Annotated in this window: 19 protein-coding genes; 4 read left to right on the top strand and 15 right to left on the bottom strand. The window is 65.5% G+C overall.

Annotated elements, in window-relative coordinates; genetic code table 11:
* Position 1: 1 nt before the first annotated feature.
* The 13 genes from ACVIW0_RS14285 to ACVIW0_RS14225 form a co-directional block, all read right to left on the bottom strand.
* Positions 2 to 961 carry an ABC transporter ATP-binding protein gene (locus ACVIW0_RS14285; RefSeq protein ID WP_461352914.1) on the bottom strand — a complete coding sequence of 320 codons (960 nt, stop codon included), beginning with the start codon at positions 959 to 961 and terminating at the stop codon, positions 2 to 4.
* Positions 958 to 1743: an HlyD family secretion protein gene (locus ACVIW0_RS14280; RefSeq protein WP_461352913.1), complete on the bottom strand. Its 786-nt coding sequence runs from the start codon at positions 1741 to 1743 to the stop codon at positions 958 to 960. Before ACVIW0_RS14280 ends, ACVIW0_RS14285 begins: the two co-directional genes overlap by 4 nt.
* On the bottom strand, positions 1740 to 2465 hold the full coding sequence (locus tag ACVIW0_RS14275; protein ID WP_461352912.1) for a TetR/AcrR family transcriptional regulator: 726 nt from the start codon (positions 2463 to 2465) through the stop codon (positions 1740 to 1742). Before ACVIW0_RS14275 ends, ACVIW0_RS14280 begins: the two co-directional genes overlap by 4 nt.
* 336 nt (positions 2466 to 2801) lie before the next feature.
* Positions 2802 to 3212, bottom strand: a complete 411-nt coding sequence (locus tag ACVIW0_RS14270) for a DUF2000 family protein (protein WP_461352911.1) — start codon at positions 3210 to 3212, stop codon at positions 2802 to 2804.
* Positions 3213 to 3415: 203 nt separating this feature from the next.
* Positions 3416 to 3784 carry a DUF4189 domain-containing protein gene (locus ACVIW0_RS14265; RefSeq protein WP_461357326.1) on the bottom strand — a complete coding sequence of 123 codons (369 nt, stop codon included), beginning with the start codon at positions 3782 to 3784 and terminating at the stop codon, positions 3416 to 3418.
* 261 nt (positions 3785 to 4045) lie between these two features.
* Positions 4046 to 5650, bottom strand: a complete 1605-nt coding sequence (locus tag ACVIW0_RS14260) for an NTP transferase domain-containing protein (RefSeq protein ID WP_461352910.1) — start codon at positions 5648 to 5650, stop codon at positions 4046 to 4048.
* Complete coding sequence (locus ACVIW0_RS14255; protein WP_461352909.1) at positions 5647 to 6348, bottom strand: XdhC family protein; 702 nt, start codon at positions 6346 to 6348, stop codon at positions 5647 to 5649. Before ACVIW0_RS14255 ends, ACVIW0_RS14260 begins: the two co-directional genes overlap by 4 nt.
* A 2-nt stretch (positions 6349 to 6350) precedes the next feature.
* Positions 6351 to 6674, bottom strand: a complete 324-nt coding sequence (locus ACVIW0_RS14250) for an XdhC family protein (protein WP_018272401.1) — start codon at positions 6672 to 6674, stop codon at positions 6351 to 6353.
* A gap of 29 nt (positions 6675 to 6703) precedes the next feature.
* A complete protein-coding gene (locus tag ACVIW0_RS14245; protein WP_461352908.1) occupies positions 6704 to 7906 on the bottom strand; it encodes a vWA domain-containing protein in 1203 nt (400 codons plus the stop codon).
* Positions 7907 to 8016: 110 nt separating this feature from the next.
* A complete protein-coding gene (locus ACVIW0_RS14240; RefSeq protein ID WP_461352907.1) occupies positions 8017 to 8925 on the bottom strand; it encodes an AAA family ATPase in 909 nt (302 codons plus the stop codon).
* Between the two features lie 99 nt (positions 8926 to 9024).
* A complete protein-coding gene (locus ACVIW0_RS14235) occupies positions 9025 to 9831 on the bottom strand; it encodes an FAD binding domain-containing protein (protein ID WP_461352906.1) in 807 nt (268 codons plus the stop codon).
* A 37-nt stretch (positions 9832 to 9868) separates the two neighbouring features.
* Positions 9869 to 10354 carry a (2Fe-2S)-binding protein gene (locus tag ACVIW0_RS14230; RefSeq protein ID WP_461352905.1) on the bottom strand — a complete coding sequence of 162 codons (486 nt, stop codon included), beginning with the start codon at positions 10352 to 10354 and terminating at the stop codon, positions 9869 to 9871.
* A gap of 168 nt (positions 10355 to 10522) precedes the next feature.
* Entirely contained in the window at positions 10523 to 10969 is a 447-nt protein-coding gene (locus ACVIW0_RS14225; protein ID WP_106327163.1) for an SRPBCC family protein, read from the bottom strand.
* A gap of 211 nt (positions 10970 to 11180) precedes the next feature.
* Between ACVIW0_RS14225 and ACVIW0_RS14220 the strand changes: the two genes are divergently transcribed.
* The 3 genes from ACVIW0_RS14220 (at position 11181) to ACVIW0_RS14210 (ending at position 13872) form a co-directional block, all read left to right on the top strand.
* Entirely contained in the window at positions 11181 to 12551 is a 1371-nt protein-coding gene (locus ACVIW0_RS14220; RefSeq protein WP_461352904.1) for a 3-carboxy-cis,cis-muconate cycloisomerase, read from the top strand.
* A 24-nt stretch (positions 12552 to 12575) separates the two neighbouring features.
* Positions 12576 to 13358: a 3-oxoadipate enol-lactonase gene (pcaD, locus tag ACVIW0_RS14215; protein ID WP_461352903.1), complete on the top strand. Its 783-nt coding sequence runs from the start codon at positions 12576 to 12578 to the stop codon at positions 13356 to 13358.
* Positions 13359 to 13479: 121 nt separating this feature from the next.
* Positions 13480 to 13872, top strand: a complete 393-nt coding sequence (locus ACVIW0_RS14210; RefSeq protein ID WP_461352902.1) for a carboxymuconolactone decarboxylase family protein — start codon at positions 13480 to 13482, stop codon at positions 13870 to 13872.
* Here the strand turns inward: ACVIW0_RS14210 and ACVIW0_RS14205 are convergent.
* A complete protein-coding gene (locus ACVIW0_RS14205) occupies positions 13852 to 14379 on the bottom strand; it encodes a hypothetical protein (RefSeq protein WP_461352901.1) in 528 nt (175 codons plus the stop codon). The genes ACVIW0_RS14210 and ACVIW0_RS14205 overlap by 21 nt on opposite strands.
* A 249-nt stretch (positions 14380 to 14628) precedes the next feature.
* Entirely contained in the window at positions 14629 to 14772 is a 144-nt protein-coding gene (locus ACVIW0_RS14200; protein ID WP_461352900.1) for a hypothetical protein, read from the bottom strand.
* A 302-nt stretch (positions 14773 to 15074) separates the two neighbouring features.
* Between ACVIW0_RS14200 and ACVIW0_RS14195 the strand changes: the two genes are divergently transcribed.
* Positions 15075 to 15992, top strand: a complete 918-nt coding sequence (locus ACVIW0_RS14195) for an ABC transporter permease subunit (RefSeq protein WP_461352899.1) — start codon at positions 15075 to 15077, stop codon at positions 15990 to 15992.

Below are 15992 nucleotides of genomic sequence, written 5' to 3'. Positions count from 1 at the left end.
ACTATCCCTGAAAGTTATCTTTGGAGCGCCCCATCAAGTCGATGAAGACATCTTCGAGCGACGGCTCGCTCGGCTGCCAGTGCCATTTCGAATGATCGCGATACGGCGCAATCGCAGCTTCCAGCGCCGCCTTGTCGCGGCCGGAGACGTGCAGGCTGGTGCCGAACGGCGCCACCATGTCGACGCCGGGCTTGTTCGTGAGCTCCGCCATCAGGCCGTTGAAATCCTCCCCCGTCACCGTCCAGGTCGACAGCGCGGAGTCTGCGATCACCTCATCCACCGTGCCGTGCGCCAACAGATGGCCGTAGGCGATATAGGCGATCTCGTGACAGCGCTCGGCCTCGTCCATGTAATGGGTCGAGACCAGCACCGTGAGGCCTTCGGCGGCGAGCGCGTGGATCTCGTTCCAGAAATCGCGCCGCGCCTTGGGATCGACGCCGGCGGTCGGCTCGTCCAGCAGCAGCAATTGCGGATTGGGCAGCGTGCAGGCGCCGAGCGCGAGCCGCTGCTTCCAGCCGCCGGAGAGATTGGCGGCGAGTTGCTCCTCGCGCCCCTTCAGCCCGATCCGCGCGATCATGTCGGCCGCCGCGCCGCGCGCATCCGGCATGCCATAGAGCCGCGCGACGAACTCGAGATTCTCGCGCACCGACAGATCCTGGTAGAGGCTGAAGCGCTGCGTCATGTAGCCGACCTTGCGCTTGATCTTGTCGGCATCGCGCCGGATGTCGTAGCCGAGGCAGGTGCCCTCGCCGCTATCGGGCGTCAGCAGGCCGCAGAGGATGCGGATGGTCGTGGTCTTGCCGCTGCCGTTGGGGCCGAGGAAGCCGTAGATCGAGCCGCGCTTGACCTGCATCGACAGGTCGTGGACCACCTCGCGTCCGCCAAACGATTTGGTCAGCCCCTGCACATCGATCGCGATGGACGATGTGTTGGGCTGGGTGCTGGTGGGGCCGCCGTTCATCTGCGCTCCGCCACCGGCGTCTTCGGATTGAGGTAGATGCTGATCGGCTGGCCGACCCGCAGCACATCGGGCCGGCTCGGCCGCGCCTGGATCAGGTAGACCAGCTTGTTGCGCTCATCGAGGCTGTAGATGACAGGCGGCGTGTACTCCGCGGTGGTGGCGATGAAATAGATCTTCGCGGTGAGATCGGCGGCGCAATTGTCGCAGGTCACCTTCACCTCGTCGCCGAGCGCGAGCTTCGGTAGCTCGGTTTCCGGCACGAAGAAGCGCAGCTTCATGTTGCCGGGCGGCATGATCGACAGCACCGGGCGCTGTGCCTGCACCATCTCGCCCTCGCGGAAATAGATCTGCTGGATCGAGCCTGCGATCGGCGCAAAGCCCTTGCGGCGGTCGAGCCGGGTCTGCGACGTGTTGACGCGCGCCTCCGCGACGCGCAGCGCCGAGACCGCGGAATCGAGATTGGCCTGGGTGCCGGCACCGGTGCCGCGCAGCGAGGCCGCACGGTCGTAGCTCTGCTGGGCGTTGGCCAAGGTCGCGTTGTTCTGGTTGAGATCGGCGCGCTGCAGATCGTCGTCGACCGTATAGAGCAGATCGCCGGGCTTGACCTCGTCGCCCTCGCGCACATTGAGCTTGATGACGCGGCCGGATTCATCCGGGCTGACGAAGATCATGTCGGCCTCGACCCAGCCCTGGAATCCGGGATCGCGCTTCTCCTTGCAGCCGGCGAGCGTCGCCGCCAGCGCGACGACGGCCACGAGCTTCATCATGCGCGACGCGGTCATGTCTTGCTCCGTTCGCCAAAGATCAGATCGAGATGCACGTTGAACATCGCGAGCCCGTCGAGCGGCGCGTGGCGGGCAAACAGGCTCTGCCAGATCACCGCGACGATCGCGGGCGCCACGACAAGCTGCGGGAAATCGCCGAGCTCGCGGTGCTTGATCTCGCCGCGCGTGATCGCGAGCTGGACCAGCGCCTTCATGCCGGTCAGGCCCTTCGACACGACCTCGCGGAAATAGAAATCGGCGATGGCCGGAAAGCGCGGTCCCTCCGAGACGATCAGGCGGATGATGTCGCCGCGCCGGGTCGAGACGACCTCGCGGATGAAGGTCTCGGCAAACCCCTCCACCGCGTCGCGCACCGGACCGCTGATGGTCGGCAGCGCCGTCATGCGGCTGATCAGCGGCACCAGCGCGGTGCGGATCAGCTCCTCGAACATCGTCTCCTTGTCCTTGAAGTAGAGGTAGAGCGTGCCCTTGGCGACGCCGGCCCGCTTGGCGACGTCGTCGAGCCGCGTCGCGGCAAAGCCGCGCGCGATGAACTCATCCATCGCCGCCTCGATGATCGCGGCACGCCGCTCCGCCGATTTCCCGGCGCGGTTCGCCGGCGGCTTCGGCTCAGCCAGCTCGGCCGAGGTCACCTTCGGAATCCCCGCCGCGGCGGCGCGGATGGTGGTCCGGCGTTTGGCGGGCTGGGTGCGGGTCGTTTTTATGCTGCGCTTTGTCATGATCACAATATGACTGACTGGTCAGTCATTGTCAATTCGATGGAGGGAAACGCATGGTGGCAGCGGATGTTCCTGTTGTGGGGCGGTTCCGGGAGGCGAGTATGCGACCGCGTTTGCAAGCTAAAGGCCGGGGTTTGCTGGTTATTTCCGTCGGACGGTCGGTCAGATAGCCGTCGGGAAAGCCGGGTGCAGATCGCCCCTATCGGTCCCCCTTCGTCATTCCGGGGCGCGCGTAGCGCGAGCCCGGAATCCATCGAGCCGCATCACTCCTAGAGGAATTGATTCCGGGCTCTCGCTTCGCGAGCCCCGGAATGACGACGGAGCGAGACGGCGTGCCTACATATGAAACTTCAGCCCATCGAGGATCTTGTCGACCACCTTGCGCTCAGCGCGAAAGGCGAGACCGACCAAATTGAGCTCGCTGCGTGCGACCGCCCTCACCGCCTCGCGGTTGGCGGCGTCATGCGTGGTCTTGAACATGTCCTCGGTGTAGAGCGCCGGTTTCACCTTGCGCGCCAGCGCACGCTCCAAGGCCCGCGACAGCTGCGCACGGTCGGCGCCGTAGATCAGGATCGGCTGGCCGATCAGGGAAAGATATCTCGTCCCCGAACCGTCCTCGTAATTCTCGCCGATGCATTCGGGAAAGGAAGCGGCGATGCCACCGGCCAGAAACGACGCCACGTTGAGCTTCTGCCAGACTTCCAGGTCGGTGCGGATCACGACCGCGATCTTGGTGTCGAACTGCATGTGGATGAGTGTAACGGCCGGGTGACGGCAAGCGCCAGTGCCGGCGAAGCATCCCTCATCTGCCCATCAACCGCTGATGTTCGTTTCCTACGGGAGGAAGCAGCGTAGCCTGCATGAGCGCAGCGATATGCCGGTACCGGTGTCCCGGATGTCGCTGCACTCATCCGGGCTACGCACCTTGATCGCCGGCACGCCGCCCGAGATCAGCCCTTGGCGTCGCAGGCCCAGGCGCGGATCACGCATTCCTTGCCGCCATAGTCGTAGCACTTCTTGGTCGCGGCATTGAGCGAGCTCGAGATCCGTGGCGTCACCGCATAGCCATGGGCGCCGCAGGGATTTTTCATGTCGACCGCGAGCGCGGCGCAGGCGCGCTTCATGGTGACGGTGGTGCAATCGCCCTTGCACTGCTTCAGTGCGGCGGCACGCGCTGCGCCTTCGGCCTGATAATCATAGGCCTGGCCATAGGCCCCGCATTTGCCGACCGCGAACGCGCCGGCCGCGTGCGCCTTGGGGACGAAGGTTTCCACGGACAAACGCGTGGCGCCGAGCAGCAACGTCAGGACAAGAATCATCAGCGCGCGGCGCTGCGCGGCGGCGGTTGAAATGATCAAAGCGGAATTCCCCCAAAGTCCGGCGCGGACTGTACGCGGGGGTCGTTTCCAGATGGTGAATGACGGGTTGATGGCGCGACTCCATCCACGCGTCGTCGCGGCGAAGGCCGGGACCCATAACCACTGATGGTGATGATTGCGCGAAGCTGTGGCCGCTAGCCCACCAACAACAACGATTGGTGGTAATGGGTCCCGGCCTTCGCCGGGACGACGTGGATAGAGCTACCCTCGCCGCGCGGCTTCGAGCGCCTGCGGCGTATCGATGTCGAGGAAGGCGCTGTCGCCTTCGACCGGGACTTCGGCGACCGCCTCGGCATGCTTGGCGATCAGATGACGTGCGCCGATGTCGCCGTCGAGCGTCATCAATTCCTTGAAGAAGCGCCGCGACCACAGCACGGGATTGCCGCGGCGGCCCTCGCTGACGGGGACCGCGATCAGATGGCCGCGGTCGGGCGCAAACGTGTCGATCAGGCGATCGATCAGCTTGGCATCGATCAGCGGCATGTCGCCGAGGCAGACGATCGCGCCGTCGGCGCTGTCGGACACCGCCGCGATGCCGGCCTTCACCGAGCTGGCGATGCCGCCGGCGAAGTCCGGGTTGCGGACGAATTTGACCTTGAGGCCATCAAGCGCCTGCTCGACCAGATCGGCCTGATGGCCGGTGACGATGATCACCTCGGAGGCCTTCGAGGCCAGCGCCTGCTCGGCGACGACGCGCGCGAGCTTCTTGCCGTCGAGCTCGGCGAGCAGCTTGTTCGGGCCGCCCATCCGGGTCGAACGGCCGGCGGCGAGCACGATCGCCGCGACATTGCGGTTGCCCTCCGTGTCCGGCGCGGCGCGCGGCTGCGGCCGCGTCACGATTTCCATCAGCAGGCCGCCGACGCCCATGCCGGTGAGATCCGACCGCGTCACCTTGATGCCGGCGAGCAGCCGCATCAGCACCCAGTCAAACCCGTTCTCGACCGGTGAACGCGCGCAGCCCGGCGCGCCCAACACCGGCACGCCGCCGGCGCTGCCGATCAACAGCAGATTGCCGGGATCGACGGGCATGCCGAAATGCTCGATCGCGCCGCCGATTTCGGTGATGGCGGCCGGAATGACGTCGCGGCGGTCGGCGATCGCCGACGCGCCGAACACGATGATGAGTTCGGCGCCCAGGCCCAGCACTTCCTTGATCGCGCCGGCAAGCACGGTCTCGTCATGCGGCACGCGGCGCTCGGCGATGATGGTCGCACCGGCCGGCGCCAGACGCTCGGCAGTGACGCGCAGCGTCTTGTCGATCACCTTGGGCGCCAGGCCCGGCAACAGGGTCGAGACCACGCCGACCTTCTTGATCACGTAAGGCGCGATCCGCAGCGTGTCCTTGCCTGCGACCGCAACGGCGGCATCGCGCAAGCGCCCCTCGACGCCGAACGGGATCAGCTTGACGGTCGCGATCATCTCGCCTTCGACCACCGGCTTGTAGGCTGCGAGGGTTGCAAAGGTGATGGCTTCGTCGACACCGTTGATGCGATCGACCGCGGCGCGGTCGACCACCAGCACGCCGGGGCGCGCCGCGAACAGATTGGCGCGGCCGGTGAAGGCGCGCTCGACATTGACGCCCTCGCCCGCCACCGCCTGCGCGATGCTGGCGGCCGCGACGTCTTCGGAGACGTCACCCTCCTCCAGGCGCACCACGACGACGTCCTTGACGCCGGCCCTGGTCAGCGCCTCGACCTCCTCAGGACCGATCGTGGTGCCCTTCTTGAGCACCAGGGCGCCCTGGCGGAGCGTATGCACGGTGACGCCGCCAATCGCGTCGGCCGGACTGGCGGGACCGAACTTCATGCCGCTTCTTCTTTTTCTTTGGGAGGCAGACGCAGCTGCGCGGTGATCTCGGCCATGATCGCGACCGCGATCTCCGACGGCGACACCGCGCCGATGTCGAGCCCGATCGGCGCGTGGATGCGCGCAATGTCGCTATCCCGCGCACCTAACGCGCGCAGCCGTTCGGCGCGTTTGGCATGGGTCTTCCGCGATCCCAGCGCGCCGATATAGAAGCAGTCGCGGTCGAAGGCGTGCAGCAGCGCCGGATCGTCGATCTTCGGATCGTGCGTCACCGCGACGAAGGCGGTGTAGTGGTCGACATTGAGCGGCGGCAGCGCGACGTCGGGCCATTCGGCGATCAGCGGCACGTCGGGGAAACGCTCGGGGCTCGCGAACGCCGTGCGCGGATCGACCACCGTGACGTCATAGTCGAGCGCGCGCGCCAGCGGCGCCAGCGCCTGGCTGATATGCACCGCGCCGATGATCACGAGCTTTGCCGTCGGTGCGTAGACGTTGAGGAACAGCTTCTTGCCCGCAACCTCGACATTGCCGCTCTTGCCCATCCGGAGCTGCTTTGCAAGTTCAGCGCGCAGCGGATCGGCGGCGATGTCCGCAGCCTTCACCAGGCGCTGCTCGCCATTGGCGGTGTCGGTGACGATGATGACCGGGCGGCGCGCGGCGCGTTCGGCGTTCAGCTCCCTGAGGACCTCGAGTTTCACGGCTAACCGACCTTCTCGACGAAGACGCGGATGGTGCCGCCGCAGGACAGGCCGACATTCCAGGCCGTCTCGTCGGCGACGCCGAATTCGAGCATCTTGGGTTGGCCGCTCGCGATCACGTCGAGCGCTTCGGTCACGACCGCGCCCTCGACGCAGCCGCCGGAGACCGAGCCCAGAAACGTGCCGTCGTCATTGATGACGAGGCTGGAGCCGGCCGGGCGCGGCGCCGAGCCCCAGGTCTCGACCACGGTGGCGAGCGCCACGCCATGGCCTTCCTTCTGCCAGGTCTCGGCGGCCTGAAGGATGTCTTCGTCGCGGTTGAGCATGGTGGCCTCCTGCTTACGGGTCAGGCTTCTCAGGCAACAGAACGGATCAGGCTGCGATGGTGCGCCGGCGGCGGGGATGACAGCGCCCCGATCAAGCCCTTGATGGACGTCAAGTTATGCACCGGGCGAAATTCGTCAACGTGGGGCAACATCATTTTAATGCCCTGCGCCTTGGCCTCGAAGCCGGAATAGCGCAACAGCGGGTTGAGCCAGATCAGGCGGCGGCAGGAGCGGTGCAAACGGTCCATCTCGAAGGCCAGTTTGGCATCCGCCTCCCGTTCTAGTCCATCGGATATAAGGAGGACAATGGCGCCCTGCCCGAGCACCCGGCGGGCCCAGAGCTGGTTGAAGCTGTGCAGCGAGGTCGCGATCCGGGTCCCGCCGGCCCAGTCCTCGACTGAGGACGAGCAGCTTGCCAGCGCCTCGTCAGGGTCACGCGCCCGTAACGCCCGCGTCACATTGGTCAGGCGGGTGCCGAACAGGAACACTGAGACCCGCTTGCGGTAGTCGGTGATGGCATGCAGGAAGTGCAGGAACAGGCGGGTGTACTCGCTCATCGAGCCGGAGATATCGAGCAGCGCCACGATCGGCGCCGGCTTCTCGATCCGGCCGAGCTTGCGGATATCGATGATCTCGCCGCCGGTGCGCAGCGAGTTGCGCACGGTGCGGCGCATGTCGAGCCGCAGACCGCGCGCGTCCGGCTGGTAGCGGCGGGTGACGAGCTCGGCCTGCGGCAGCCGCATCTTGGCGATCTCGCGCGTCACCTCGGCGATCTCGGCCGCCGTCATCTGCGCGAAATCCTTCTTCTGCAGGATCTCCTTGTCGGAGACCGAGAGCTTCAGCTCCTGCTCCTGGGCCTGCGGCCGCTCCTCGGTCTTCGCCGGCCGCGCCATCGCCTCCTGGACGCGGCGCGAGGCCGGCGGCGGCTTCTTCCTGGCGTGATCGGGCAGCGGCACCGAATCCAGCATGCTTTTCCACTCCTCGGCGGCGCGGAAGAACAGCATGAAGGCCTGGTGGAAGATCAGCGCATGCTCATGGCGCTTGACGAAGATCGCCTCCAGCGTGGCGTAGAAATCGAGACGGTTGCCGACCTCGATCAGTTGCAGCGCGTCGAGCGCATCGATCACCGAGCCCGGCCCGACCGGCAGCCCGGCCGCCCGCAGCGCGCGGGCAAAGCCGATCACGTTGTCGGCCATGTGGCCGGTCGGAGGCGCGAGGTGGTTGATCGCCATCGTTTGTACCCTGTCATTCCGGGGCACGCGAAGCGTGAACCCGGAATCTCGCGCAACAATTTCGAGATTCCGGGTTCGACGCTGGCGCGTCGCCCCGGAATGACGAAGAGCTACGTCTCGCTCGTCGCGTCCTTCAATGTCTTCTGCAACGCATCGCCCTGCATGCGCGCGATGTCGTCCTGATACTTGAGCAGCGCGCCCAGCGTGTCGCCGACCACCTGCGGCGTCAGCGAGCGGGCGTCGAGCTCGGACAGCGCGGTGGCCCAGTCGATGGTCTCGGCGACGCCCGGCGACTTGTAGAAATCCTGGTTGCGCAGCGCCTGCACGAAGCGGACGACCTGCTGCGACAGCTTTGCGGAGATGTTCGGCACCCGCGACTTGACGATCGCGAGCTCGCGCTCGGCCGTGGGATAATCCACCCAATGATAGAGGCAGCGCCGCTTCAGCGCGTCGTGGATTTCGCGAGTGCGGTTCGAGGTGATGATCACGATCGGCGGCGCCGGCGCCTTCACGGTGCCGAGCTCGGGAATCGTGACCTGGAAGTCACTGAGGATTTCCAACAGATACGCCTCAAACGCCTCGTCAGCGCGGTCGAGCTCGTCGATCAAAAGCAACGGCGGCCCCGCGACATCGGGCTCGAGCGCCTGCAACAGCGGCCGCTTGATCAGGAAGCGCTCGGCGAAGATGTCGCTGGCGAGCTGGTCGCGATCGGTGTCGCCGGAGGCTTCCGCCAGCCGGATCGCGATCATCTGCGCCGCGCTGCTCCACTCATAGACCGCCGAGGCGACGTCGAGGCCCTCATAGCATTGCAGGCGGATCAGCTTGCGCCCGAGCGCGGCGGACAGCACCTTTGCGATCTCGGTCTTGCCGACGCCGGCCTCGCCTTCGAGGAACAGCGGCCGGCCCATCCGCAGCGCGAGATAGGTCACGGTCGCGAGCGACCGTTCGGCAAGGTAGCCGCGCGACGTCAACAGCCGCTCGAGTGCATCGACGGAAGTGGGTAACGCCGATGCACTCATGGAACAGCCAGTCTTCGAACAGGGGTTAGCAACAGCACGCGTTAGATTTAGTCCTTGGGATCCAGTTCGGATCTAGTCCCTTGGATCTAGTCGTTGGATCTAGTCCTTGGCGTTGGCGGCTTCCACCGCCCTGCGCGTCAAAACGCCGATCAGATGCGCGCGGTATTCCGCACTGCCGTGCAGGTCGCTGTTCAGCCCTTCGGGGCCAACCGCGATGCCGTCGAGCACCTTGTGCGAGAAGCGCTTCTTCAGGGCCTCCTCGAACGCGGTGGCACGGAACACGCCGTCGGAGCCCGCACCGGTGACCGCGACGCGCACGTCGGACGGACGCCGGGCCACGAACACACCAACCAGCGCATAGCGCGAGGCCTGGTTGCGGAACTTCACATAAGCCGCCTTCTTCGGCAGCGGGAACATCACCTTGGTGATGATCTCGTCGGCCTCCAGCGCGGTCGAGAACAGGCCCTGGAAAAACTCCTCGGCCTTCAGGCGGCGCTTGTTGGTGACGATGGTCGCGCCCAGCGCCAGCACCGCGGCGGGATAGTCGGCGGTCGGATCGTTGTTGGCGAGCGAGCCGCCGATGGTGCCACGGTGACGCACGGCGGGATCGCCGATCAGGCCGGCAAGCTCGGCCAGCGCCGGGATCGCCTCGCCGACGATCGGCGAGTTCGCGACCTCGGCGTGCCTGGCGGTCGCGCCGATCACGAGCGAGCGGCCCTTCATCTCGATCGTGTCGAGCCCTTCGATGTGGGAGAGGTCGACCAGATGCGGCGGGCTCGCGAGCCGCTGCTTCATCACCGGCACCAGCGTGTGACCGCCGGCAATCAGCTTGGCGTCCTCATTCTTCACCAGCAGATTGGCGGCCTGCCGCACGGTGCCGGGACGATGATATTTGAATTCGTACATTGGAATGTCCTGATCGCTTGCCGCGACGAATTGCTGATTAGGCGAGGTCCGATTTCGCCATCGCCTTGGCGCCGGCGGCGATCGAAGCGACGATGTTCTGGTAGCCGGTACAGCGGCACAGATTGCCTTCCAGCTCCTCGCGGATCACCTCGTCGGAGAGATCGTGGCCCTTGCGATGCACCAGATCGACCGCGGTCATGATCATGCCCGGCGTGCAGAAGCCGCACTGCAGGCCGTGATGCTCGCGGAAGGCCTCCTGCATCGGATGCAGCGGCGCACCATCGGGCGCCAGCCCCTCGATGGTCTTGACCTCATGACCGTCGGCCATCACCGCAAGCGTCGTGCAGGACTTCACCGCCTTGCCATCCAAATGCACGACGCAAGCGCCGCACTGCGAGGTGTCGCAGCCGACATGGGTACCCGTCAGGCGCAGGTTTTCGCGCAGAAACTGGACCAGAAGGGTACGGGGGTCGACATTGGCGTTAACGGGATTGCCGTTCACGATCATTGAAATCTTGGCCATCAGCACTCTCTTATCTGCCCCACCGCATATCGGCGAAGCAGGCGGTTTAAAATCATTCCAGACGGCATAATATGGGCGCGCCCCGCGATGGGCAACCTTTGGAGCCACCCATCCAGGACATAGCGGAAGACTGGGGCCAGACCTCGATCATCCAGCCTGGAGACAAGGCTAACCCTGCACCGCCTTGGCGAAATTTGCAAAGAATTCGTCGGCCAGCTTCTTGGCGGCGCCGTTGATCAGGCGCTGGCCGAGCTGGGCTAGCTTGCCGCCGATCTGCGCCTCCACGTTGTAGCTCAGCAGCGTGCCGCCATCCTTGTCGGCGAGGCCCACGGTGGCGCCGCCCTTGGCGAAGCCGGCGACCCCGCCCTCGCCTTCGCCCGAGATCTTGTAGCCGTTCGGAGGGTCGAGATCGCTCAATGTGACCTTGCCCTTGAAGCGGGCCGAGACCGGGCCGACCTTCATTTTCGCGGTGGCGCGAAAGCCGCCCTCGTCGGTCTTCTCCAGCTCTTCGCAGCCGGGAATGCAGGCCTTCAACACGTCGGGATCGTTGAGCTTGTCCCACACAGCCTGGCGCGGCGCTGCAAGCTGGACTTCGCCGGTCATCGTCATGGCCATGGGGGGACCTCCTCGATCGCTAAAACCTTTTCCCCCAAGTAAAGCAGCCCGGGCGCAAAGGAAAGGGCACCTTCGGAGGATGAGCGATGCATATTCGCAACCGCAGCAAGCCAAGCCCGCCGTTCACGAATTCGCGCGATCCACATTGCCGAAAATGACGGCAGCGGCGGGGCATTGGCAGGAGCGCGCGACAGTGGTTAGGTCGCGCGCCATGAACACTACCGTCTCTCGCACCGCCCTTTCTCCCCTGCTTGCGCCGATGCTGTCGAGCGCCGCGATGCGCGCGGTGTGCGACGATCGCGCCACCCTGCAGAACATGCTGGATTTCGAGGCCACGCTCGCCCGCGCCGAGGCGGCCTGCGGCGTGATTCCCGTGGCCAGCACGGGACCGATCGCCGCCGCCTGCAAGGCCGAATCATTCGACCTTGTCGCACTGGCCGATGCCGCGACGCGATCGGGCAATCTGGCGATCCCGTTGGTGAAGGCGCTGACCGCTGATGTCGCCAAGACGGATGCGGAGGCGGCGCGCTATGTGCATTGGGGCGCGACCAGCCAGGACGTCATCGACACTGCGACGATGCTGAGCCTGCGCGCCGGCATCGATGTGCTGCTCGCCGACCTCGACCGTGCGGTTGCAGGCTTTGCTAAGCTGGCCCGCTCCCATCGCGACACCGCCATGGTGGCGCGGACCTGGCTGCAGCATGCGCTGCCGATGCCGTTGGGGCTGAAGCTCGCCGAATATGCCGCGGCCCTGCATCGCTCCCGCACGCGCTTGCTGCGCCTGCGCCGCGAGACGCTGGCCCTGCAGTTCGGCGGCGCCGCCGGCACGCTCGCCGCGCTGGGCGACAAGGGTCTCGCGGTTGCGGCAACGCTCGCAAAGGAGCTGGACCTGCCCCTGCCCGATGCGCCTTGGCACACCCACCGCGACCGCATCGCCGAGGCCGCCTCCGTGTTCGCGATCCTCGCCGGCAGCTGCGGCAAGATCGCGCGCGACGTCTCGCTGATGATGCAGACCGATGTCGGCGAGGCCTTCGAGCCCGCGGGCGCCGGCCGCGGCGGCTCCTCCACCATGCCGCACAAGCGCAACCCGGTCGCCGCCGCGAGCGCGCTGGGAGCTGCGACCATGGCGCCGAACCTCGCTGCGACGATCTTCGCCGCGCAGGTGCAGGACCATGAGCGCAGCGCCGGGCCGTGGCACGCGGAATGGCCGACCTTGCCGGGCCTGATGCTGGTGACCTCGGGCGCGCTTGCCGCCATCGTTGACCTCGCCGAAGGGCTCGAGGTCGATGCGGCGCGAATGCGCGTCAATCTCGATGCGACGTATGGATTGATCATGGCGGAAGCCGTCACCTTTGCGCTCGCCGACAAGATCGGCAAGAGCGACGCCCATCATTTGATCGAGGCCGCGAGCAAGAAGGCGGTCGCGGAGAAGAAGCATTTGCGCGAGGTGCTGGCGGCGGATGCCAAGGTCACCGCGCATCTCGATGCCAAGAGAATTGCTGAGCTATTCGAGCCGATGGCCTATCAGGGCGCCTCGCAGGCGCTGATCGACCGTTTGTTGGCTTCGCTTGATGACAAATAGCGGGATGACGAGAGGGACAAGACGATGCCGATGATCAACGCCGACGGATGCCTGCTCAACGTCCAGGTGGACGGCCGCGACGGCGGACCGACCTTGATGCTGTCGAACTCGCTCGGCTGCACCTTGCAGATGTGGGAGCCGCAGATGTCGGCGCTGACGCAGATGTTCCGCGTCATCCGCTACGACCGCCGCGGTCACGGCAAGTCCGGCGTGCCGGCCGGCCCCTACTCCATGGAGCGGTTCGGCAGCGACGTGCTCGCAATCCTCGACGACCTCAACATCGAGAAGGTACATTGGTGTGGCCTGTCGATGGGCGGCATGGTCGGGCAATGGTTAGGGGCCAACGCGCCCGAAAGATTTGGCAAGATCATCCTTGCCAACACCGCCTGCTATTATCCCGATCCGACCAACTGGCTGAACCGCATCAAGGCGGTGAAGCAAGGCGGCATCGCCGCGGTCGCCGATACCGTGATCGCGGGCTGGCTGACCGCCGACTTCCGCGAGCGCGAGCCCGAGACCACGGCACGCATGAAGGCAATGCTGACAGCCTCCCCCGTCGAGGGCTATCTCGCCTGCTGCGAGGCGCTCTCCACACTCGACCAGCGCGCGCTGCTGCCAAAAATCAAGAGCCCGACGCTGGTGATCGCAGGCAAGCAGGACATGGCGACCCCGGTGTCGGCGGGTGAAATGATCCGCAGCGGCATTCCCGGCGCCAGCATGACGCTGCTCGATGCCGCGCACATTTCCAATGTCGAGCAGTCGCACGCCTTCACCGAAGCCGTGGTCGGCTTCCTGACGCAACGTTAATGGCAAGAACTGCGTAGCCCGGATGGAGCGAAGCGAAATCCGGGAACGGTCTTAGCCGGGGGCGCTGAACCCAGGATTGCGCTGCGCTCCATCCGGGCTACGGTTTCGAGAGGAGACATCAATGGACGACAATCAGCGCCGCGACGACGGCATGACGCAGCGCCGCAAGGTGCTGGGCAATGAATGGGTCGACAAGTCGATCACAAACCGCAACGCGTTCAACACCGACTTCCAGGACCTGATCACGCGTTATGCGTGGGGCGACATCTGGACCAGGCCGCATTACGATCACCGCACCCGCCGCGTGCTCGTGATCGGCACCATGGTCGCGCTCGGCCAGTGGGACGAATTCCGCCTGCATGTGCGCGCAGCGCTCAGCGAAGGCGGCTTCACGCCCGACGACATCAAGGAGATCCTGCTGCAGCAGGCGATCTATTGCGGCGTGCCCGCCGCCAATCACGCCGTCAAGGAAGCCGGCACGATCATCGCCGAGCTAGGGCTGCTGAAGGGATAGCTCGCCGGACGAAGCATCCGTCTCGGTGGCGGGCGCCTCGACCGTTCGCTTCGGCGCGGTCTCGAACAGCATCACGATCGCGGTGCCGAGCAGCATCAGAAGCTCTGAGGCATGCATGCGCATCGCTTCGACCTCGCCGACCCTGGAGGCCATCATCATGCTGGCGAAGCTCAGCACGCTGCCGAGGCAGAGCGCGACCGCAAGCGCCTCGTCGGCGCCGCTGCTATTCTTGCGCAACGGCGAGAACGCCGCCATCGCGAGGAACACCACGAAGAACGCCACCACCGTGATCCGCGCCAGCGCCAGCAGCCATGCCAGCCGCACCGTCGCCATCTTGCCGAGGTGCAGATAGTCGCTAGCGTACAGCGCGATCGACACGCTCGGCCGCTCATAGAGGCCGTGGATCGGCGACACCATGATGCTGAAGGCGATGATGGTCCAGACCGGAATGAAATAGGCCGCCAGCAGCGCGCCGTTGAAGGAGCTGATCCGCCAGGTGTTCGACATTGCCGCTTCCCGTTTCTCTCCGGCGCCTTTCAGGTCGGCGGCGGTTCAGCCTGCGAGGTAACCTCGATCAATTGCCGGCGGCAATTTAAACCCTTTGTTTACCTTAATTGGGCTGGGGATTGTCCGCCGAGCGGCCGGCGCCGTGCCGAGACGGCGCAAAAAGAAAGGTCCCGCCTTGCGGCGAGACCCTTCTGGAACTGCTCTTGCTAACAACCCTCTTGCTAGCGTCTCATGCGCAATGTCACCGGGTTAGCGCTCCGGATCGGGGATCTGGCCCTGCCGGCCCGGATCCTGCTGCTGCTGGCCGGGCTTCTGCCCGCCACCCTGCTGCTGGCCTGGCTTCTGACCAGGCTGCTGGCCTTGCTGGCCCGGCTTCTGGTTCTGATTGCTCATGCGAATACTCCCTTTGCTTTCATCAAGCTGGGGACAACGCGCGCGTCGGGAGCCTGGTTGCCCGGGGAACACCGGTTCCGGCGTGATCATTGCAAGGCAACGGCGTGTCGACCCTGTGACATCGGAACCGCACCGGCCAAAGTAGTTATGTACAAGCCGTTTCTGCTGCTGCCACGCTGTTGCCGCCGCCGGGGTTCCGCTGTTAGAAAATGACACGACGCGACGGATCAGGCTGCCGGGGGCCCCTCGTCGCGTCACTCGGACGTAGCGTTTTCGAGCGAAGTGGGGACAAACGGCAGCGCATGGATTATTTCGCCCAGCAACTGATCAACGGCCTCGTGCTCGGCTCGATCTATGGCCTGATCGCCATCGGCTATACGATGGTCTACGGCATCGTCGGCATGATCAATTTCGCCCATGGCGACATCTTCATGATCGGCGGCTTCATCGCGCTGATCTCGTTCCTGGCGCTGGTGTCGCTCGGACTCACCGCGATTCCCGTGATCCTCTTGATCGTACTGCTGGTCTCGATGGCGATCACGGCGCTCTATGGCTGGACCATCGAGCGCATCGCCTATCGGCCGCTGCGCCATTCGTTCCGCCTGGCGCCGATGCTGTCGGCGATCGGCATGTCGTTCGTTCTGACCAATTTCTCGCAGGTGTCGCAGGGTGCGCGGGTCAAGCCGGTGCCGCCGATCATCACCGGCGGCTACACGCTGCATGAAGGCTCCCAGGGTTTTGCCGTGCAGCTCTCCAACATCCAGATCATGGTCGTGTTCGCCACCATCGTGGTGCTGGCGCTGTTCACCTGGCTGGTGTCGCGCACAAGGCTCGGCCGCGACATGCGCGCCTGCGAGCAGGACCAGACCATGGCTGCGCTGCTCGGGGTGGATGTCGACCGCACCATCTCGATGACCTTCGTGATCGGTGCCGCGCTCGCCGCGGTCGCCGGCATGATGTATCTGCTGTATTACGGCCTGGTCGATTTCTTCATGGGCTTCGTCGCCGGCATCAAGGCGTTCACCGCCGCAGTGCTCGGCGGCATCGGCTCGCTGCCGGGCGCCATGCTCGGCGGGCTTGCGATCGGCCTGATCGAGACGTTCTGGTCGGCCTATTTCTCGGTCGAGTACAAGGACGTCGCCGCGTTCTCGATCCTGATCGTGGTGCTGATCTTCATGCCGACCGGCCTGCTTGGCCGTCCCGAAGTCGAAAAAGTCTGA

This window comes from Bradyrhizobium sp. USDA 4454 (assembly GCF_054822705.1).
This window is presented reverse-complemented; position numbering and strand designations above follow the sequence as displayed.